This window comes from Streptomyces sp. NPDC093801 (assembly GCF_040701585.1).
GTDB lineage: Bacteria > Actinomycetota > Actinomycetes > Streptomycetales > Streptomycetaceae > Streptomyces.
In genome coordinates this window covers 37,546-57,009 of record NZ_JBFBDP010000036.1, presented here as the reverse complement: position 1 = coordinate 57,009, position 19,464 = coordinate 37,546, and the positions used below count along the sequence as shown (strand labels likewise).

The following is a 19,464-nucleotide window of genomic DNA, read 5'->3' as shown; positions in this document are numbered from 1 at the left end:
GGCACTTGAGATGCCACGTGGGGTTGCGGTACTCGGGTGCCCGATGGACGCGTCAGCCGGAGGAGAGAGGGGTCCTGTGCGGCTGTCGAGTACAGCTGCCCATTGTGCCACATGCCCGCGGCGCCTCCGAGCGGGGAGGATCACCACACCGCCCGCCGGGGCGCCGCGTCAGGACGCCGCCGCGGTGGCGACCTCGGGGATGCGGAACGGCTTCATGCAGCCGCCGCAGACGATCGGCGCCTGGGCCAGCACGGAGGGCACGACCCGTACGTTGCGCCCGCAGTCGCAGACCGCCTTGACCCGCACGCCGCCGCCCGAGGAGCCGTGCCGGGCAGCCGGACCGCGGAAGCTGCGCTTGGTGTCGGCGGCCGTGGCGGCCGTGTGCGCCTTGAGGGCGCGCTGGAGCCGCTCGATCGTGGGCCGGTAGCGCTTCTTGGCCTCGGGGTTGAGGAAGACCAGGGAGAACCCGCTGCTGGCGTGCGGCTCCTCGGAGTGGTCCAGCCCCATCTCCTCGGCGATCGCGAGGAATCTGCGGTTGTGGTAGCGGCCCGCTCGCGAGGTGTCACGGACTCCGCGGGCGGCCGCGATGCCGTGGACTGCCTCGTGCAGCAGTCGCTCGAAGGAGAGTTCGGCGCCACAGGCGGACGAGGACTCTCCGATCAGGGACTCGGGCGCGGCAAGGTCAGGCAGCTCGGGGTGGTACCGCTGAATGTCGGCCCACGCCTGCGCCAGCTCTGCGGCGAGAACAGGTGGTGTCGTGCTCACGTCGTGACAACGAGCCGGGGTGCCCCGGTGTTCCGATTCCGGGCCATTCCAAATTTTTTGCACGTACCAGTCAGTTCAGTCTCATGCGTCCCGACGAGGACGGGTGCGCCGATCCCAGGAGGAGTCGGTACGTAACGCCGACCAAAAAAATCAGCCCCCGGCGTGCGGCCGAAGCCGCGCGCCGGGGGCGTGGAAGCTGGGGCTCAGTACGAGCGCGCGACGATCGCGAGGGTACCGGGGGCGTCGTCCGCCTCCGGAACCGACCCGTCCTCGGCCACCAGGCAGCGGACGGTCACGGCCTGCTCGCCGAGCTTGGCCTCGCCCTCCGGGCCCAGGACGCTCCACGGGATCCGCGCCCAGCCGCCGGCGAGGGCGGCCTCGGCGGCCTCCTCGATGGTGGCGACGTCGGTCGTGCGGGACACCCGGCGCTCGCGGGACTCGCGCAGCAGCTGGGCCTGGTCCTCGTCGAGGACCTTGGGCAGCAGGTCGGCCAGCGCGTCGATCTGCACCGGCTCCTTCCCGCCGGGGATCCGGCGGGCCAGCATCGCGGTGCCGTTCTCCAGGTCGCGGGGGCCGATCTCGATGCGGACCGGTACGCCCTTGAGCTCCCAGTCCACGGCGCGGCGGCCGAACGGGGTGTCGACGCGGTCGTCGACGTGCACGCGCAGGCCCGCGGCCTTCAGCTGCGCACCGATCTCGCGGACCTTGGCCACGGCCTCGTCGCCCTTGATCGCCATGACGACGACCTGGACGTGCGCCAGGCGCGGCGGGACGCGCAGGCCGTTGTCGTCGCCGTGGGACATGATCAGACCGCCGACCATGCGGGTCGAGACGCCCCACGAGGTCTGCCAGACCAGCTCCTGCTGCCCCTCCTTGGAGAGGTAGGAGGTGTTGAAGGCCTTGGCGAAGTTGGTGCCGAGCTCGTGGCTCGTGCCCATCTGCAGGGCCTTGCCGTCGCCCATCATGCCCTCGAGGGTGAGGGTGTTGATGGCGCCGGCGAAGCGCTCCTTGGGGGTCTTGCGGCCGAGCACGACGTCGATGCCGAGCACGTTGGTCATGAAGTCGCCGTACACGTTCCGGTGGATGTGCGCGGCGTAGTCGCGGGCGTCCTCGTACGTGGCGTGGGCGGTGTGGCCCTCCTGCCAGAGGAACTCGCTCGTCCGGAGGAACACGCGGGGGCGCATCTCCCAGCGGACCACGTTGGCCCACTGGTTGATCAGCAGGGGCAGGTCCCGGTAGCTCTGGACCCACTTGGAGAAGTAGTCGTTGATGATCGTCTCGGAGGTGGGCCGGACGACGACCGGCTCCTCGAGCTCCTTGCCGCCGCCGTGGGTGACCACCGCGAGCTCGGGGGCGAAGCCCTCGACGTGCTCCGCCTCCCTGGTCAGGTACGACTGGGGGATGAACAGCGGGAAGTAGGCGTTCTGGGCACCGGCTTCCTTGATCCGGGCGTCCATCTCCTGCTGCATCCGCTCCCACAGGCCGTAGCCGTACGGTCGGATGACCATGGTGCCGCGGACCGGACCGTTGTCGGCCAGCTCGGCCTTGTTGATCAGATCCTGGTACCAGCGGGGGAAATCCTCCGCCTGCGGGGTGAGAACGGGTGCCTTTGCCATGGCGCGAATGGTACGGCGCCGGGCACCGGATGCGTGAATCGGGTGGCGCACTCCTCTGGACGCGGGGGCCGATGGGGAGTTCTCTGGCAACGGGGGCAAGGGGGCGAGACGGAATCAGGAGCGCTCTTTCGATGACACCGACGCCGACGGCGACGCTCGTCGCCCGTGACTGGGCGGAGATCCAGGAACGGATGCTGGTACCGCTGTACGAGGCGGTCTACGACCGGCTGGAGGTCGGGCCCGGAACCCGGCTGCTGGGGCTCGACTGCGGGGCCGGGCTGGCCCTGCTGCTGGCCGCCGGACGGGGCGCCGCCGCCACGGGCGTGGAGGCGGACCCGGCCCGGCGGGCGCTGGCCCGCGAGCGGCTGCTGGAGGTGGTGGCCGCTCCCCCGGTGCCCGCGGCCCGCCCCTACGACGTGCTGCTGGCCTTCTCGCCCGCCGAGGGCGCCCTGGAGGCGGCCCTGCCCGCGGTCCGGCGGGGCGGGGCGGTGGTGCTGGCGGGCTGGGGTCCGGCCGAGCGGTGCACGGTGCCGGCGGTGCTCGGCGGCGGGCCGGTGGTCCGGGACCTGGACGCGGTGGTGGAGGGTGCCGGGCTGGTGCCGGACGGGTCGGGGCGGGTGTTCTGCCCCTTCGGGTACGCCGACGCGGACAGCGCCGTGCGCGGGCTGCTGTCGACCGGGATGTACCCCGTCGCGGGGACCGGGTCCGGGCCCTGCCCGGCGGCGGACCCGGCGCTGGCGGAGAAGGAGCTGGCGGAGGCCCTTCACCCGTACGAGCGGTCCGACGGGGCGGTGTGGCTGCCGAACATCCTGCGGTACGTCATCGCCCGGGTGGCGTAGCGCTCAGCGCGTGCCGTGGTTCTTGGCGGTCCGGGGGATGCCGGCCGCCTCGTACGCGGCGTGCTCGTCGAGGGTCTCGGCCGCCAGGAGGGCCTCCGCCAGGGCGTCGAGCTTCGGGCGGTGCTCGGTCAGCAGGCGGCAGGCCTCCTCGTAGCACTCGTCCACGATCCGCCGCATCTCGTGGTCCACGGCGTCGAGGGTGGCGGGGGCGGCGGTCAGGCCGTAGGGGCCCTGGCCGTCGGACGGGATCGCGGTCAGGCGGCCGACGCGCTCGCTCATGCCCCAGCGGCCGACCATGCCGCGGGCGATGTTGGTGACCTGTTCGAGGTCGCTCTCGGCGCCCGTGGTGATGACGTCGTAGACGACGTGCTCGGCGGCCATGCCCCCGAGCGCGCCGATGATCCGGCCCCGCAGGTAGGGCTCGGTGTACGCGTAGCGGTCGGCGTCGGGGGTGGAGAGGGTGACGCCGAGCGCGCGCCCGCGCGGCACGATGGTGATCTTGCGTACGGGGTCGGCGCCCGGCTGGAGCATGCCCAGCAGGGCGTGGCCGCTCTCGTGGTAGGCCGTGCGGCGGCGCTCCTCCTGCGGCATCACCAGGGGGCGCTCGGCCCCCAGCTGGACCTTCTCCAGGGCGTCGGAGAGGTCGGCCTGGGTGACCGCGTCCTGTCGGCGCCTGACGGCGAGCAGGGCGGCCTCGTTGGCGAGGTTGGCGAGCTCGGCGCCGGTCATCCCGGGGGTGGTGCGGGCCACCTGGGCCAGGTCCACGCCGGACGCGAGGGGGATCTCGCGGGTGTGGATGCGCAGGATCGCCTCGCGGCCGGCCTTGTCGGGCGGGGCGACGACGACCACGCGGTCGAAGCGGCCGGGGCGGGTCAGGGCGGGGTCGAGGACGTCGGCGCGGTTGGTGGCGGCCACCACGACCACGCCCTCGGAGCCGGAGAAGCCGTCCATCTCGGTGAGGATCTGGTTGAGGGTCTGCTCGCGCTCGTCGTGGCCGCCCATGGCGGCGGAGCCGCCGCGGACCCGCCCGATGGTGTCGATCTCGTCGATGAAGATGATCGCCGGGGCCACCTTGCGGGCCTCGGCGAAGAGCTCGCGCACCCGGGAGGCGCCGACGCCGACGATCATCTCGATGAACTCGGAGGCGGACGCCGAGAAGAACGGCACTCCGGCCTCGCCCGCGACGGCGCGTGCCAGCAGGGTCTTGCCGGTGCCGGGCGGGCCGGCGAGCAGTACGCCGCCGGGCATGCGGGCGCCCAGCCGGCGGTACTGCGCGGGGTTCTTCAGGAAGTCCACGACCTCGCTGAGCTCGCCCTTGACCTCGTCGATCCCGGCCACGTCCGCGAAGGTGGTGCGTCCGGCGCCCTCCAGCTCGACGGGCCGGGGCGGCGCCTTGCGGCCGAAGCCGCCGGGCCCGCCCAGGGCGGAGCCCATCCGGCGGGCGATGAGCAGCCACAGGGCCACCAGGACCAGCATCGGGGCGAGGGAGAACAGCAGGTTGGCCAGGAAGCTGCGCTGCTCGACCACCGGGGAGGCGGTGACGGTGACGCCCTTGGAGGTGAGGCCTGACCACAGCTGGTCGTCGGCGAAGGCGGGGCGCTGGGTGACGAACTTGGTGTAGTCGCCCTCGCCGCCGGGGACGGGCTGCTTGGTCTTCAGCTCGCCCTGGATGGCGTCGCCCTTGGAGTAGATCTTCTCGACGTTGCCGTCGGCGACCTGTCTGCTGAACTCGGTGTACGAGATCGTCGGCCCGTCCCCCTCGTTGAAGAAGGAGAGCACGACGTTGGCGATCAGGTAGACGATCAGGGCGGCGACGATCAGCCCGCGCCAGCCGCCGGGCGGCCTCCTGCGGGGCGGCGGGCCGGGCGGGGCGCCCTCCGAGCGCCAGGGGGTGTCGGCCCGGTCGCGCGGCGGTACGGGGGTGGGGCTGGGCACGGGGGCGCCTCCTTATGCCGTCCTCCCGGCCGACCCTAAGCGACGCGGCATCCCCGTGCCCGCCCAGCGGAAGGGCCCCGCGGTGCGTGCACCACGGGGCCCTTCGCCGTACGGACCGCTACTTCATGAACTTCTTGAACTCGTCCGGCAGGTCGAAGTCCTGGCCGGGCTGGCCGCCGCCCGCCGGGAGGCCGAACGGGTTGCCGCCGGCGGCGGGGAGGGCGGGCTGGCCGCCCTGCTCGCGCCGGGCCGCGGCCGCGGCCTCCTCTTCCTTGCGCTTCATCGGGTTGCCGCTCTTGCGCTTGCCCTTGGCCTGCTTGACCTGCTTCTTCTGCCGGCCGGGGCCGCCGCCCATCCCGGGGATGCCGGGCATGCCCGGCATGCCGCCGCCCTGGGCCATGCGGGACATCATCTTGCGGGCGTCGAAGAACCGCTCGACGAGGTTCTTGACGGCGCTGACCTCGACGCCGGAGCCCTTGGCGATACGGGCGCGGCGCGAACCGTTGATGATCGTCGGGTCCTGGCGCTCGGCCGGGGTCATCGACTTGATGATCGCGGCGGTGCGGTCCACGTCGCGCTCGTCGATGTTGTTGATCTGTTCCTTGATCTGCCCCATGCCCGGCAGCATGCCGAGGAGCTTGGAGATGGAGCCCATCTTGCGGACCTGCTCCATCTGGGCCAGGAAGTCGTCGAGCGTGAACTCCTTGGGGCCCTTGGCGAGCTTGGCCGCCATCTTCTCGGCCTCGGCCTGCGAGAAGGTCTTCTCGGCCTGCTCGATGAGGGTGAGCATGTCACCCATGTCGAGGATCCGGCCCGCCATGCGGTCCGGGTGGAAGGCGTCGAAGTCGTCGAGCTTCTCGCCGTTCGAGGCGAACATGATCTGCTTGCCGGTGACGTGCGCGATGGAGAGCGCGGCACCGCCGCGGGCGTCGCCGTCGAGCTTGGAGAGCACGACGCCGTCGAAGCCGACGCCGTCGCGGAAGGCCTCGGCGGTGTTGACCGCGTCCTGGCCGATCATGGCGTCGACGACGAAGAGGATCTCGTCGGGGCTGACGGCGTCGCGGATGTCCGCGGCCTGCTGCATCAGCTCGGCGTCGATGCCGAGGCGGCCGGCGGTGTCGACGATGACGATGTCGTACTGCTTGGTGCGCGCGTACTCGATCGAGTCCTTGGCGACCTGGACCGGGTCGCCGACGCCGTTGCCGGGGGCGGGGGCGTAGACGGCCACGCCGGCCCGCTCGGCGACGACGCTGAGCTGGTTGACGGCGTTGGGGCGCTGGAGGTCGCAGGCGACGAGGAGCGGGGAGTGGCCCTGCCCCTTGAGCCAGAGGCCGAGCTTTCCGGCGAGGGTGGTCTTACCGGCACCCTGGAGACCGGCCAGCATGATCACGGTGGGCGCCGTCTTGGCGAACCGCAGGCGGCGGGTCTCTCCGCCGAGGATGGAGACCAGCTCGTCGTTGACGATCTTGAGGACCTGCTGGCCGGGGTTCAGCGCCTTGCTGACCTCCTCGCCGCGGGCCCTTTCCTTGACGTTCGCGATGAAGGAGCGGACGACCGGGAGCGCGACGTCGGCCTCGAGGAGGGCGATACGGATTTCCCGCGCCGCAGCGTCGATGTCCTGCTCGGAGAGGCGGCCTTTGCCCCGGAGGGACTTGAAGGTCGCGCTGAGGCGGTCGGAAAGCGTATCGAACACGGTGGTCGCGATTCCTCGGGTCGGGGGCGTGGTGGTCGTCCCCCAGGGTATCCGGCCCCGCCACCCCCCGGGGGCGGGGCCGGGGTCCCGCCGCGCGCAGCGGCTACGACAGGGCCGACTGGATCCGGGCGGCCAGGGCGGCGGCCGCCGCCGGCGGGAGGGGCTTGCCGTCCGGGTCGACCACGTAGACGGTGTCCACGGCGTTCGCGCCCAGCGTGGAGACGTGGGCGCTGCGCACCCGGACGCCCCCCTCCTCCAGAGCGCGGCCGATGCGGTGCAGCAGGCCCACCGCGTCGGGGGCGCGGACCTCCAGGACGGTGGCCAGGGGGGAGACGTCCGGGACCACGGTGACGCGCGGCGGCGGGGGGACCACGCCCCGCCGGCGCGGGTACGCCGCCTCGCGGCCGGCCAGCTTGGCCGGGACGTCCAGCGAGCCGTCCAGCGCCCGCACCAGGTCGGTCCGCAGCCGGGCCGCCTGCGGCAGCGTCCCGTACTCGGCCGCCACCCGCCACCGCAGCACCAGCACCTCGCCCAGATGGTCGGGCAGCTCCAGGAAGCGCAGGTCCGCCGCCCGCACCGTCAGCCGGTGCAGCGCCAGCACCCCGGCCACGGCCGGGAGCACCCCGGGCCGGTCCGGGACGGCCACGGCGAGCTCGGCCCCGACGGCGTCGTCCTCCTCCTGCCGGGCGTGCAGGGTGAGCACCGGCTCCCCGGTGCGCAGCGCCTCCAGGGCCAGGCGCTCCTGCTCCGCGGTGGGCCGCTCCGGCTGCGGGTCGGCCGCCGGGGCGCCGCTCAGCACGGCGGCGACCCGCCGCACGAGGTCGGCCACCAGGGAGCCGCGCCAGGTGCTCCAGGCGGCCGGCCCGGTCGCCAGGGCGTCGGCCTCGGTCAGGGCGTGCAGGACCTCCAGGGTGGCGGTCGAGCCGACGGCGCGCGCCACCGCGGTGACGGTGGCGGGGTCGTCGAGGTCCCGCCGGGTCGCGGTGTCCACCAGCAGCAGGTGGTGGCGTACGAGCGTGCCCAGTACGGCGGTGTCCTCGGCGTCGAAGCCGACCCGTGCGGCCATGTCGCGGGCGATGGTCTCGCCGACGACGGAGTGGTCGCCGGGCCAGCCCTTGCCGATGTCGTGCAGGAGGGCCGCCATCAGCAGCAGGTCGGGCCGGCCCACCCGGCGGGTCAGCGCCGAGGCCCGGACGGCCGTCTCGATCAGGTGCCGGTCCACCGTCCAGGTGTGGACGGGGTTGTGCTGGGGGCGGCAGCGCACCCGCTCCCAGTCGGGCAGCAGCCGGCTGATCAGGCCCTCGGCCTCCAGCGCCTCCCACACCCCGACCATCGGCTCCCCCGCGCCCAGCAGGGTGAGCAGCTGCTCCCGTGCCTCGGCGGGCCAGGGCACGGGCAGCGGCCGGGCCTGGGCCGCGAGCCTGCGGACGGCGTGCAGCGAGACGGGCAGCCCGGCCTGGGCGGCGGCCGCGCCGAACCGCAGGGGCAGGACGGGGTCCCGTTCGGGCCGGGCGGCGAGCGCCAGGACGGCCTCCCCGTCGGACTCGACGACCCCGTCGGCCAGCGGCGCCCGTTCGGCGGCGGCCGCCGCGCCCCGGGTGCCCAGCAGCCCGCGCAGCCGCGGCCGGGCGGCCCGGGCCCGCAGGACCCGTCCGACCTCCCGCCAGGTGACGTCACCGGCGTAGGCGACGACCCGGGCGGCCTCGTACACCTCGCGCAGCAGGGCGTCCGCGTCGAGGAGCCCCAGCCGGGCGGCGACCTGGGACTGTTCCTGGAGGGCCAGCCGGTCGGTGGCGCGGCCGGTGACCAGGTGCAGGGCGTCCCGCGCGTCCAGCAGCCGGCGCCGGGCCCCGTCGAGCCCCTCGCGCGGGGCGTCGGCCAGCCAGGAGGCGGCGACGGCCCGCAGTGCGGTGGCGTCCCGGATCCCGCCGCGCGCCTCCTTGAGGTCGGGCTCCAGCAGGAACCGCAGCTCCCCGGCCCGTTCGGCGCGCTCCCGGCACAGGGCGTGCAGCTGGGGCAGCCTCCGGGGGGCCTGGTTGCGCCAGTCGGCGAGCACCGAGGTGCGCAGTCCGGCGAGGAGTCCGGCGTCGCCGGCGACGAGCCGGGCGTCGAGCAGCCCGAGGTGGGCCTTGAGGTCCTCGGCGGCGACCTTGCGGGCCTCGGCGGGGGTCCGCACGGAGTGGTCGAGGGCCAGCCCGAGGTCCCAGACGGGGTACCAGAGGCGGTCGGCGAGGGCGGCCAGCGCCCGGGGGCCGGCCTTGCCGTCGTGGAGCAGGAGCAGGTCGAGGTCGCTGCGCGGGGAGAGCTCCCCGCGGCCGTAGCCGCCGACGGCGACCAGGGCGGCCCCCCGTACGCCGGTCTCCTGCGCGGCGGTCGTGAACGCGTCGTCCAGCCACCGGTCGGTCAGGGCGGAGAGGGCGGAACGCCGTGACGGCCCGGACCGCGACTCCTCCCCGAGGAGTCGCAGCCGGGCCGCGGCGTAGCCGCCGGGTCCCGAGCCGGTGGGGTCCTGCGTGGTCGCTTCGGCGCTCGTCACCGGGGGCTCCCGTCCGCTAGAGGGCGTCGGCGCCGCGCTCGCCGGTGCGGACCCGGACGACGGAGTCCACGGGGACGCTCCACACCTTGCCGTCGCCGATCTTCTCGGTGCGGGCGGCGCTGACGATGACGTTGATGAGCTCCTCGGCCTCGTCGTCGTCGGCGAGGACCTCGATGCGGATCTTCGGTACGAGGTCCACGGTGTACTCGGCGCCGCGGTAGACCTCGGTGTGGCCGCGCTGGCGGCCGTATCCGCTGGCCTCCGAGACGGTCAGGCCCTGGATGCCGAAGGCGTGGAGGGCCTCCTTGATGTCGTCGAGCTTGTAGGGCTTGACGATCGCGGTGATCAGCTTCATGCGTCGACCTTCTTGTTGGCTGCGGCCGCGGGGGCCTGGGAGGCGGTGCTGCGTGCGGAGATCCCGCCGCCGGCGCCGCTGAAGTCGTAGGCGGTCTCGGCGTGCTCGGCCTGGTCGATGCCGGAGACCTCGACGTCCTCGGCGACCCGCATCCCGATGGTCTTGTCGAGGAGGAAGGCCATGATCGCCGATACGACGAGGGAGTAGGCGAGGACGGAGAAGACTCCGACCGCCTGCTTGCCGAGCTGCTCGAAGCCGCCGCCGTAGAAGAGGCCCTTGGCGTCGGACTGGACGCCGCCGGTGGCGAAGAGGCCGACGAGGAGGGAGCCCGCGACGCCGCCGACGAGGTGGACGCCGACCACGTCGAGGGAGTCGTCGTAGCCGAACCGGTACTTCAGGCCGACGGCCATGGCGCACAGCACGCCGGCGATGGCGCCCACGGCGATCGCGCCGAGCGGGCTGACGGAGCCGCCGGCGGGGGTGATGGCGACCAGGCCGGCGACCGCGCCGGAGGCGGCGCCGAGGGTGGTGAAGGAGCCGTGGCGCAGCTTCTCGTAGCCGAGCCAGGCGAGCATGGCGGCGGCGGTGGCGACCTGGGTGTTGACGAACATGACGGCGCCGACGCCGTCGTCGTTGCCGAGCCAGGATCCGGCGTTGAAGCCGAACCAGCCGAACCAGAGCAGGCCGGCGCCGAGCATCACGAGGGGGAGGCTGTGCGGGCGCATCGGGTCCTTCTTGAAGCCGACGCGCTTGCCGATGACCAGGATGACGCCGAAGGCGGCGGCGCCGGCGTTGATGTGGACGGCGGTGCCGCCGGCGAAGTCGATGACGCCGAGCTCGAAGAGCCAGCCGCCGGCGCCCCACACCCAGTGGGCGACGGGGAAGTAGACGACGGTGACCCACAGGGCGGTGAAGAGCACCCAGGCGCTGAACTTGACGCGGTCGGCGAGGGCGCCGCTGATCAGGGCGGGGGTGATGACCGCGAACATCAGCTGGAAGACGGCGAAGACGTAGACGGGGATGGTGTAGCCGTCCCAGAGCTCGGTGATGCCGATGCCGCTGAGGCCCACGTAGTCGGAGTTCCAGCCGATGACGGAGCCGGAATCGGTGCCGAAGGCGAGGCTGAAGCCGAAGAGCACCCACAGGATCGTCACGATCCCGAGGCTGACGAAGCTCATCATCAGCATGTTGAGGCTGCTCTTGACGCGGACCATGCCTCCGTAGAAGAAGGCGAGTCCCGGGGTCATCAGCATGACCAGGGCGGAGCAGATGAGCATGAACCCGGTGTTCGCGGCAGACAGGGTCGGGGCGTCTGCTGCGAGGGTCGTGATGGCTGGTGCCATCGGCGTCTCCTCGTCGTCGGTACGTTCGCGTGCGGGCGATCGTGGGGTACCTGAGCGGCGGCGCAGGGTCTGGCCGGTTATTGGCCCTGAGGTTCGCGCAGGCCGGTTTCCGGCGGCGCCGCTCGGTGTTTCGCTCCGATGACGAAGAGGTCGGGCGTGTTACGCCTGAATGAACCGGTGAGGTACGGGTCCGGTCCGTGTCATGTGAGGGTCAGGCGGGGCCCGGGCGCGCGTCAGGCGCGCGCCCGGGCCGCAGGGGCGGCTCAGACGGCCTCGGCGGCCTCGGGGAGCCGGGAGGCGAGGAGGTCGGTCAGCCGGACCACCTCGGCGACGTCGCCGTATTCACGGGCGGCGGTGTCCACGGTCTTGCGGAGCCGGGTGTTCACCCGTTCGGAGCGCACCTTTCGCGCCACGTCGAGGGCCTGGTCGACGAGGACGGTCGCCTGCTCGGGTTCGCGCTGGAGCAGGTGGACGGTGGCCATGCCGATGAGGTTGAGGGCGTAGGAGCGCTGGTGGACCTCGTCCTTGGCGAAGAGCTCGACGGCCTTCTCCATCACGGGTTCGGCGAGGGAGGCGTAGGTGGGGCTGCGTCCGGCGACGTAGGCCAGGTCCCGGTAGGAGTGCGAGTTCTCGCCGTTGAGTTCCGCCTCGGAGAAGAAGCCGATCCAGTCGGGTTCCGGTTCGCCCCCGAGACCGACGTCGCCGAAGGTGTCCTCGGCCATGCGCACGGCCCGCTTGCAGCGGCTGGGCTGGCCCATGTTGGCGTAGGCGCGGGCCTCCATCGCGTAGAGCATGGCCTGGGTGCGCGGCCCGGCGCAGTCGCGGCTGCCGTACTGGGCGAGGTGGATGAGCTCCAGGGCGTCCTCGGGGCGGCCGAGGTGGATCATCTGACGGCTCATGTTGGAGAGGATGTACGAGCCCAGCGGCTTGTCCCCGGCCTCCTTCGCGGCGTGCAGCGCGAGGACGAAGTACTTCTGGGCGGTGGGGTGCAGGCCGATGTCGTAGCTCATCCAGCCGGCGAGCTCGGCGAGTTCGGCGGCCACCTTGAAGAGCCGCTTCATGACCGGGGCCGGGTGGTTCTCCTGGAGCAGGTCGGTGACCTCGTGGAGCTGCCCGACGACGGCCTTGCGGCGCAGTCCGCCGCCGCACTGGGCGTCCCACTGGCGGAACATCACGGTGGTGGCCTCGAGGAGGTCGAGCTCGGGTTCGGAGAGGCGGGGCGGCCGGTGGCCGGACGGGGCTCCCCCGTCGCGCGGCACGGGGTCGGCGGCCGGCATCGGGACGAGCCAGCGCTGCATGGGCTCGATGAGGGCGGGGCCGGCGGAGAGGGCGAGGGAGGTCCCGAGGAAGCCGCGGCGGGCCAGCATCAGGTCGCTGCGGGAGAACTCGCCGAGCAGTTCCACGGTCTGGGGGCCGGCCCAGGGCAGGTCGACGCCGGAGACGGAGGGGGTCTGGTGGGCGCTGCGCAGGCCGAGCTGTTCGATGGCGACGACGGCACCGAAGCGTTCGGAGAAGAGCTCCGAGAGGATGCGCGGCACGGGTTCGCGCGGCTGCTCGCCGTCGAGCCAGCGGCGCACGCGGGAGGTGTCGGTGCTGATGTGGTGGGCGCCCATCTGGCGGGCCCGGCGGTTCACCTGACGGGCGAGCTCGCCCTTGGACCAGCCGCTGCGGACGAACCACGAGGTCAGCTGTTCATTGCGGCCGGCCGCCTCGCCACTCGTTCCGCCTGCGCCGCTGCCGCCCACTGGAACGCCCCCATCCGGATCGCCTCTTCACACGAAACCCTGGCCGGGGCGGCCCCTGCCGCCTGGGACCTTCACAGGTCCTCCACACATTGCCTCCGGCATACCCACGGATGGGCCCGCCTCCGGGGTTCGTGAACCGAAAGTAATCCTACGATCACCCCGTCGGCGAGGTCGATTCCAGAAACGCCACCATTCGCCACCCCTTCGAATGAACTCGCCACCGGCCAGGCGCGATTCACTTGACAGGAAGGCGAAACGGAACGGTTGGACGGGAGCGCACCGGGGGCGCGCGCGGCGGGGAGTGCGCCGGGCGGCCCCGGTGGACGGGGCGCTCCGCCCGACCCCCGACAGGTCTCGCCGACGTCGTAACCACCGGCGCGTCCAACCCGTTGGAGGGGGCATGGGCATGGGCTTCACGATCGGCGGCAGCCGCGGCACCAAGGAATTCCGTTCCGGCGTCCGGCGCCGCGGCCGTACCTCGGAGTGCACGACGGTGGCGGAGTACACCGGCCTGTGGGGCTGGGACGCGGTCCCCGGCGCCCGCGCCGCGGCTCCGGCCCGCGCCTGCTCCTGCGGCCGCGCGGACTGTCCCGCCCCGGGGGCGCATCCGCTGGACTTCGCCCCGACCGTCCCGGGCGGCGCCACCCTGGACGAGGTCACCGGGATCTGGGGCGAGTACCCGGGCGCGGCGATCCTGCTCCCGGTCGGCCGCGCCTTCGACGTGATCGAGGTCTCCGCGGAGGCCGGGCGGCGGGCCCTGGTCCGCATGGAGCGGATGGGGCTGCCGCTGGGGCCGGTGACGGCGACCCCGGACGGGCGGGCGCAGTTCTTCGTGGCCCCCGGCGCGGCGGCCGAGCTGCCCGAGCTGCTGTACCGGATGGGCTGGGACGACGCGGACCTGGACCTGCGCGCCCTGGGCCACGGCGCCTTCCTGACGGCCCCGCCCTGCGACCACGCGGGCCTCGGCCCGGCCGTCTGGCTGCGCCCGCCCGCGCTGGACTGCGCGGGCGGGCCCCCGCAGGCGCGGCTGCTGCTGGGCACCCTCGCGTACACGTGCCACCGCTTCCGCCGCTGACCCCGCGCCCCCACCCCCGCGGCCCGCACCCCCGCACGGAGCAGTGCCCCCGCGCCCGGAACGCCGGGACGCGGGGGCACTCGTCTGCGGGGCGGGCGGGGCCGCTCAGTCGCCGATCAGGGCGTCCACGAACGCCTCGGGCTCGAAGGGGGCCAGGTCGTCCGCGCCCTCACCGAGGCCGACGAGCTTGACGGGGACGCCCAGCTCGCGCTGGACGGCGACGACGATGCCGCCCTTGGCGGTGCCGTCGAGCTTGGTCAGCACGATGCCGGTGATGTCCACGACCTCGGCGAACACGCGCGCCTGGGTCAGGCCGTTCTGGCCGGTGGTGGCGTCGAGGACCAGCAGGACCTCGTCCAGCGGGCCGTGCTTCTCCACGACGCGCTTGACCTTGCCGAGCTCGTCCATGAGGCCGGTCTTGGTGTGGAGGCGGCCGGCGGTGTCGATGAGCACGACGTCCGCGCCCTCGGCGATGCCCTCCTTGACCGCGTCGAAGGCGATCGAGGCGGGGTCCCCGCCCTCGGGGCCTCGTACGGTACGGGCGCCGACGCGCTCGCCCCAGGTCTGGAGCTGGTCGGCGGCGGCGGCGCGGAAGGTGTCGGCGGCGCCGAGGACCACGCTGCGGCCGTCGGCGACGAGCACCCGGGCGAGCTTGCCGGTGGTGGTGGTCTTGCCGGTGCCGTTGACGCCGACGACCATCACGACCGCCGGGGTGTCGACGCCGCTCTCGGTCTTCACGGCGCGGTCGAAGTCGGTGCCGACGAGGGCGACCAGCTCCTCCTTCAGCAGGGTGCGCAGCTCGGCGGGGGTCCGGGTGCCCAGCACCTTGACCCGCTCGCGCAGCCGCTCCACCAGCTCCTGGGTGGGCGCGACGCCGACGTCGGCGATGAGGAGGGTCTCCTCGATCTCCTCCCAGGTGTCCTCGTCGAGGTGCTCGCGCGAGAGCAGCGTGAGCAGGCCCTTGCCGAGGGAGTTCTGCGAGCGGGCGAGCCGGGCGCGCAGCCGGACCAGGCGGCCGGCCGTCGGCTCGGGCACCTCGATCTCGGGCGCGGCCGGGGCCTCGGGCTCCGCAGCCGGCGCCTCGACCGGAGCCTCGGCCCCCGCCTCCGGGAGCACGACCTCCTCGATGGTGCGGCGCGGCTCTTCCGCCGTCTCTACGGCGTCCTCCCCCACCTGCGGTTCGGCAGGCGGGGCAGTGATGGTCGGCGTGCTCGGCGGCGCCGTGGGGGGCAGCTGCTTCTTCTTGCGGCTGCTGACCACGAGCCCGCTGATCACGCCGACCGCGACCAGGGCGATGACTACAGCAAGGATCAGGATTTCCATAACGCCCCCAGTATCGGCCACGGCGCACCCCTGGCCCCGGACCTTGGACGTTCCCACCCGGCAGCGATCCGCCATTTGTGGTCTTAACGTCACATCTACGATGATGGGCGGATTGTCCCCAGCCACGCTTCCACGGAGTACGCATGCCTGCCGAACAGACCGCCGCCGACGGCGCCGTCGAGACCCGGGGTCTGGAGCCCGTACCGGACGGCGAGCGCGGCGGCCGGGTCCGCGAGCTCGTGCCCACCTGGGTCGCCGCGAACATCAGCGTGCTGCTGCTCACCATGGGCGCGGGGCTGGTCATCTTCAACGAGCTCAACATCTGGCAGGTGCTGGTCGTCGCCGTGGCCGCGCCGGTCGTCTCGTACGGGCTCGTCGGGCTGATCTCGATCGCCGGCAAGCGCGGCGGCGCCCCCGGCATGGCGCTCTCGCGGGCCGTCTTCGGCCAGCGCGGCAACCTCTTCCCGGGGGCGCTGATCTGGGTGGCCCGCTGGGGCTGGGAGACGATCAACGCGGTCAGCGGCGCCTACGCCGTCCTGACCGTGCTCGACCTCCTCTTCGGCGTGAAGGCCAACACCGCCCTGATCGTCGTCACCCTGCTGCTCTTCGTGGGCTGCACCTTCGTGGTGTCCGGGCTCGGGATCAACGCGCTGCGGGTCTGCTCGACCTGGTCGACGTACCTCTTCGGCGCCTTCAGCGTCCTCGTGCTCGGCTACCTGGTCTTCACCACCGACTGGTCCGCCGTCCTCGGCAAGCCGGCCGGCTCCACGGCGATGATGGTCGCGGGCATCGGCACCATCGCGGCCGGCGGCATCAGCTGGGTGCCGTCCGGCCCGGACTTCACCCGCTACCTGCCCCGTACGGCCTCCGCCAAGGGCGTGGTCGGGGCCACGATCGGCGGCGCCGGCGTGGTCGTGCTGCCGATGGTGCTGATGGGCGCGGTGATGGCCGTCGGGACCCCGGACCTGGCCAGCGCGCAGGACCCGGTCTCCTTCATCGGCGAGCTGCTGCCGACCTGGATCGCGGCCCCCTACCTGCTGATCGCCCTCCTCGGCATGCTGCTGATCAACTCGATGTCGATGTACTCCGCCGGCTTCACCGCGCAGACCCTCGGCATCAAGGTGCCGCGCGCCTGGGCCGTCAGCGTCAACGCGGTCATCAGCCTGGTCTTCGGCTTCCTGCTGATGGTGGTCGCGACCAGCTTCTTCGGCTCGTTCATCTCCTTCCTGACCCTGCTGGCCGTGGCCTTCTCCGCCTGGATCGGGGTCTTCGGCGTGGACATGCTGCGCCGGACCTCGTACGACGGCCCCGCCCTGCTGGACACCACGCGCACCAGCGCCTACTGGTACCGGGGCGGCTTCGCCTGGCAGGCGATGACGGCCTGGGCGCTGGCGCTGGTGATGGGCACGCTGTTCACGAAGGTGGACTGGTTCACCGGGCCGCTCGCCGGGACCTGGATCGGGGAGAACGGGCTGGGCTGGGTGGCCGGCATCCTCACCTCCGCCGCGCTGTACGCGGTCCTGCCGCGCGACGCCGCTCCCGCCCCGGCGGAGCCGGAGCCCGCCGACGGCCGCGAGCCCGCCGGGACCCTGTCAAGCTGACGCTCCGTCAGCTAACCTCCCTTCGCCCGACCGACCGCATCCGGCGAAGGGGAACCCCTCCATGCCCATCACCGTGGCCCGCTTCAACCTCGTCGACCCGAACGGCACCCCCGAGAGCCTCGCCGCCCGCTACCAGGCGGCGGTGGAGATGGCGCGCTACGCCGACGGGCAGGGGATCGACACGGTCCAGACCGAGGAGCACCACGGCACGGACAACCACTGGCTGCCCTCCCCCTTCGCGTTCGCGGGCGCGGTGCTCGGCGCCACCCGGCGGATCGCGGTCACGGTCTCGGCGATCATCGGTCCGCTGCACGACCCGCTGAAGGTGGCCGAGGACATCGCCGTCCTGGACCTGATCGGCGGCGGGCGGCTGGTGACGGTGGCGGGCATCGGCTACCGGCCCGAGGAGTACGAGCAGCACGGGGTGGAGTGGGGCCGGCGCGGCCGGCTCCAGGACGAGCTGCTGGAGACCCTGCTCAAGGCCTGGACCGGCGAGCCCTTCGAGTTCCGCGGCCGCACCGTGAAGGTGACCCCGGTGCCCTTCACGCGGCCGCACCCGATGCTGCTGGTGGGCGGGAGTTCGAAGGCGGCGGCGCGACGGGCGGCCCGGCTGGGTCTCCCCTTCTTCCCGAGCGCGCACCTGCCGGAGCTGGAGGAGTACTACGAGGAGCGGCTCGCCGAGTACGGCACCGAGGGCTTCTGCATGATGCCGGCGGAGCGGACCCCCCTGCTGCACATCGCCGAGGACCCCGACCGGGCGTGGGCGCAGTACGGGAGGCACTTCCTGCACGAGGCGGGGGCGTACGCCGCCTGGCAGTCCAAGGACATCCGCTCGGCCGTCCGCTCCGGCGCCCGCACGGTCGAGGAGCTGCGGGCCGAGGGGGTCTACCGGATCCTCTCGCCGCAGGAGGCGGTGGACTTCGCCCGGGACGCGGGCGAGGCGGGGAACCTGGTGCTGCACCCGCTGTGCGGCGGCATGCCCCTGGAGGAGGGGTGGCGCAGCCTGCGGCTGTTGTGCGAACGGGTGCTGCCCCGGCTCAGGGACTGAGCCGGGGCAGCACCGCGGAGGAGAGGGGTGGTGGCGGGGGTGGTTACCCCATCTCCTCCAACGCCTTGCCCTTGGTCTCCGGCACCCACTTGAGGATGAAGGGGATCGAGAGCACGGCGAAGACCGTGTAGATGACGTAGGCGCCGGAGAGGTTCCAGGCGGCCAGGGACGGGAAGGTGACGGTGATCACCCAGTTGGCGATCCACTGGGCCGAGGCGGCCACGCCGAGCGCGGCGGCCCGGATGCGGTTGGGGAACATCTCGCCGAGCAGCACCCAGACCACCACGCCCCAGGACAGGGCGAAGAAGAGGACGAAGGAGTGCGCGGCGATCAGCGCGATCGTGCCCTGGGTCTCGGGCATGGAGATCTCGCCGCCGGTCTCGGTCTTGTACGAGAACGCCCACGCGCACAGGCCCAGGGAGATCGCCATGCCCACCGAGCCGATCAGCGCGAGCGGCTTGCGGCCGAGCCGGTCGACGAAGATCATCGCGATCACGGTGCCGATGATGTTGATGATCGACGTGGTGAAGGAGTACAGGAACGAGCTGGTCGGGTCGATGCCGACGGACTGCCACAGCGAGGAGCTGTAGTAGAAGATCACGTTGATGCCGACGAGCTGCTGGAAGACCGAGAGGCCGATGCCGATCCAGACGATGGGCAGCAGGCCGAAGCGGCCGCCGAGCAGGTCCTTGAAGGTGGACTTGTGCTCGGAGTGCATGGCCGTCTCGATCTCGGCGACGCGCGCGTCGAGGTCGACGTGGGAGCCCTCGACCTCGGCGAGCACCTTGCGGGCCTCGGCGTTGCGGCCGACGGAGACCAGGAAGCGCGGGGACTCCGGGATGACGAAGGACATCAGTCCGTAGAGCACGGCGGGGACGACCATCACGCCGAGCATCCACTGCCAGGCCTCGAGCCCGCCGATCACGCCGCGCTGGTCGCCGTCGGCGAGGTTGAGGATGCCCCAGTTGACCAGCTGCGAGACGGCGATGCCGATGACGATGGCGGCCTGCTGGAAGGAGGCGAGGCGGCCGCGGTAGGCGGCCGGGGAGACCTCCGCGATGTAGGCGGGGCCGATGACGGAGGCCATGCCGATGCCGAAGCCGCCGATCACGCGCCAGACGGCGAGGTCCCAGAGGGCGAAGGGCAGGGCCGAGCCGATGGCGCTCGCGGTGAAGAGGACGGCGGCGATCTGCATGCAGCGGATGCGGCCGAGCCGGTCGGCGAGCCGGCCCGCGGTGGCGGCGCCGACGGCGCAGCCGATCAGTGCGGCGGCGATCACCTGGGCGAGCACGGCCGGTCCGACGTCGAAGCGTTCGCGGATGGCGACGACGGCACCGTTGATCACGGAGCTGTCGTATCCGAAGAGGAAGCCGCCCATCGCGGCGGCCGCGGCGATGAAGATGACGTGGCCGAGGTGGTCGGGGTGGGGCGCGTTCCCGCCGCCCGACGCCGGCTTCGCTGTGCTGCTGGTCAAGGTGTGCTCCGTGGGGGGTTCTGTCCGTTCTCCTAGTGGCGCACAGGTCAAGATCGGGCACCACCCGGAGCCGGGAGACAGCCCAGAGCTTATGTGTTCATTTCCTGAAGTCAATA

At 72.8% G+C, this 19,464-nt stretch carries 14 protein-coding genes; 4 read left to right on the top strand and 10 right to left on the bottom strand.

Annotated elements, in window-relative coordinates; all coding sequences use genetic code 11:
- Window positions 1-168: 168 nt before the first annotated feature.
- Both AB0469_RS33130 and proS read right to left on the bottom strand, forming a co-directional pair.
- On the bottom strand, window positions 169-765 hold the full coding sequence (locus tag AB0469_RS33130) for a hypothetical protein (RefSeq protein WP_366455174.1): 597 nt from the start codon (window positions 763-765) through the stop codon (window positions 169-171).
- Window positions 766-968: 203 nt separating this feature from the next.
- On the bottom strand, window positions 969-2,381 hold the full coding sequence (gene proS / locus AB0469_RS33125) for a proline--tRNA ligase (RefSeq protein ID WP_366455173.1): 1,413 nt from the start codon (window positions 2,379-2,381) through the stop codon (window positions 969-971).
- A gap of 131 nt (window positions 2,382-2,512) precedes the next feature.
- On the opposite strand from proS, the gene AB0469_RS33120 reads away from it, so the two are divergent.
- Window positions 2,513-3,220: a methyltransferase type 11 gene (locus AB0469_RS33120; RefSeq protein ID WP_366455171.1), complete on the top strand. Its 708-nt coding sequence runs from the start codon at window positions 2,513-2,515 to the stop codon at window positions 3,218-3,220.
- 3 nt (window positions 3,221-3,223) lie between these two features.
- Here AB0469_RS33120 and ftsH read toward each other — a convergent pair whose 3' ends face one another.
- The 6 genes from ftsH to AB0469_RS33090 form a co-directional block, all read right to left on the bottom strand.
- Window positions 3,224-5,155, bottom strand: a complete 1,932-nt coding sequence (gene ftsH, locus AB0469_RS33115; RefSeq protein ID WP_366455170.1) for an ATP-dependent zinc metalloprotease FtsH — start codon at window positions 5,153-5,155, stop codon at window positions 3,224-3,226.
- Between the two features lie 118 nt (window positions 5,156-5,273).
- Entirely contained in the window at window positions 5,274-6,848 is a 1,575-nt protein-coding gene (gene ffh, locus AB0469_RS33110; protein WP_366455169.1) for a signal recognition particle protein, read from the bottom strand.
- A 103-nt stretch (window positions 6,849-6,951) separates the two neighbouring features.
- A complete protein-coding gene (locus AB0469_RS33105) occupies window positions 6,952-9,384 on the bottom strand; it encodes a [protein-PII] uridylyltransferase (RefSeq protein WP_366455167.1) in 2,433 nt (810 codons plus the stop codon).
- Window positions 9,385-9,400: 16 nt separating this feature from the next.
- The gene (locus AB0469_RS33100) at window positions 9,401-9,739 is read right to left on the bottom strand and encodes a P-II family nitrogen regulator (RefSeq protein ID WP_042811392.1); all 339 of its coding nucleotides are present in this window, start codon (window positions 9,737-9,739) and stop codon (window positions 9,401-9,403) included.
- Window positions 9,736-11,082 carry an ammonium transporter gene (locus AB0469_RS33095; RefSeq protein ID WP_366455166.1) on the bottom strand — a complete coding sequence of 449 codons (1,347 nt, stop codon included), beginning with the start codon at window positions 11,080-11,082 and terminating at the stop codon, window positions 9,736-9,738. The genes AB0469_RS33100 and AB0469_RS33095 overlap by 4 nt, the downstream gene beginning before the upstream one ends.
- A gap of 263 nt (window positions 11,083-11,345) precedes the next feature.
- Window positions 11,346-12,827 carry a hypothetical protein gene (locus AB0469_RS33090; protein ID WP_366455165.1) on the bottom strand — a complete coding sequence of 494 codons (1,482 nt, stop codon included), beginning with the start codon at window positions 12,825-12,827 and terminating at the stop codon, window positions 11,346-11,348.
- Between the two features lie 406 nt (window positions 12,828-13,233).
- Here AB0469_RS33090 and AB0469_RS33085 point away from each other — a divergent pair, with 406 nt between their 5' ends.
- The gene (locus AB0469_RS33085; RefSeq protein WP_366455164.1) at window positions 13,234-13,902 is read left to right on the top strand and encodes a bifunctional DNA primase/polymerase; all 669 of its coding nucleotides are present in this window, start codon (window positions 13,234-13,236) and stop codon (window positions 13,900-13,902) included.
- 105 nt (window positions 13,903-14,007) lie between these two features.
- Here AB0469_RS33085 and ftsY read toward each other — a convergent pair whose 3' ends face one another.
- Window positions 14,008-15,225, bottom strand: coding sequence for a signal recognition particle-docking protein FtsY (ftsY, locus tag AB0469_RS33080; RefSeq protein ID WP_366455163.1), 1,218 nt, complete (start codon window positions 15,223-15,225; stop codon window positions 14,008-14,010).
- A 143-nt stretch (window positions 15,226-15,368) separates the two neighbouring features.
- Between ftsY and AB0469_RS33075 the strand changes: the two genes are divergently transcribed.
- Window positions 15,369-16,826 (top strand): cytosine permease, encoded by a 1,458-nt coding sequence (locus AB0469_RS33075; protein ID WP_366455161.1) that lies wholly within the window; start codon window positions 15,369-15,371, stop codon window positions 16,824-16,826.
- A gap of 61 nt (window positions 16,827-16,887) precedes the next feature.
- On the top strand, window positions 16,888-17,874 hold the full coding sequence (locus AB0469_RS33070; RefSeq protein ID WP_366455160.1) for an LLM class flavin-dependent oxidoreductase: 987 nt from the start codon (window positions 16,888-16,890) through the stop codon (window positions 17,872-17,874).
- Window positions 17,875-17,917: 43 nt separating this feature from the next.
- Here the strand turns inward: AB0469_RS33070 and AB0469_RS33065 are convergent, their stop codons facing one another.
- The gene (locus AB0469_RS33065) at window positions 17,918-19,348 is read right to left on the bottom strand and encodes a sugar porter family MFS transporter (RefSeq protein WP_366455159.1); all 1,431 of its coding nucleotides are present in this window, start codon (window positions 19,346-19,348) and stop codon (window positions 17,918-17,920) included.
- Window positions 19,349-19,464 lie beyond the last annotated feature (116 nt).

Excerpts from the sequence above, each read along its gene's own strand:
- proS (WP_366455173.1), bottom strand. The coding sequence starts at position 2,381 with ATGGCAAAGGCACCCGTTCTCACCCCGCAGGCGGAGGATTTCCCCCGC.
- AB0469_RS33120 (WP_366455171.1), top strand. The coding sequence starts at position 2,513 with ATGACACCGACGCCGACGGCGACGCTCGTCGCCCGTGACTGGGCGGAG.
- AB0469_RS33100 (WP_042811392.1), bottom strand. The coding sequence starts at position 9,739 with ATGAAGCTGATCACCGCGATCGTCAAGCCCTACAAGCTCGACGACATC.
- AB0469_RS33095 (WP_366455166.1), bottom strand. The coding sequence starts at position 11,082 with ATGGCACCAGCCATCACGACCCTCGCAGCAGACGCCCCGACCCTGTCT.
- AB0469_RS33085 (WP_366455164.1), top strand. The coding sequence starts at position 13,234 with ATGGGCTTCACGATCGGCGGCAGCCGCGGCACCAAGGAATTCCGTTCC.
- ftsY (WP_366455163.1), bottom strand. The coding sequence starts at position 15,225 with ATGGAAATCCTGATCCTTGCTGTAGTCATCGCCCTGGTCGCGGTCGGC.
- AB0469_RS33075 (WP_366455161.1), top strand. The coding sequence starts at position 15,369 with ATGCCTGCCGAACAGACCGCCGCCGACGGCGCCGTCGAGACCCGGGGT.
- AB0469_RS33070 (WP_366455160.1), top strand. The coding sequence starts at position 16,888 with ATGCCCATCACCGTGGCCCGCTTCAACCTCGTCGACCCGAACGGCACC.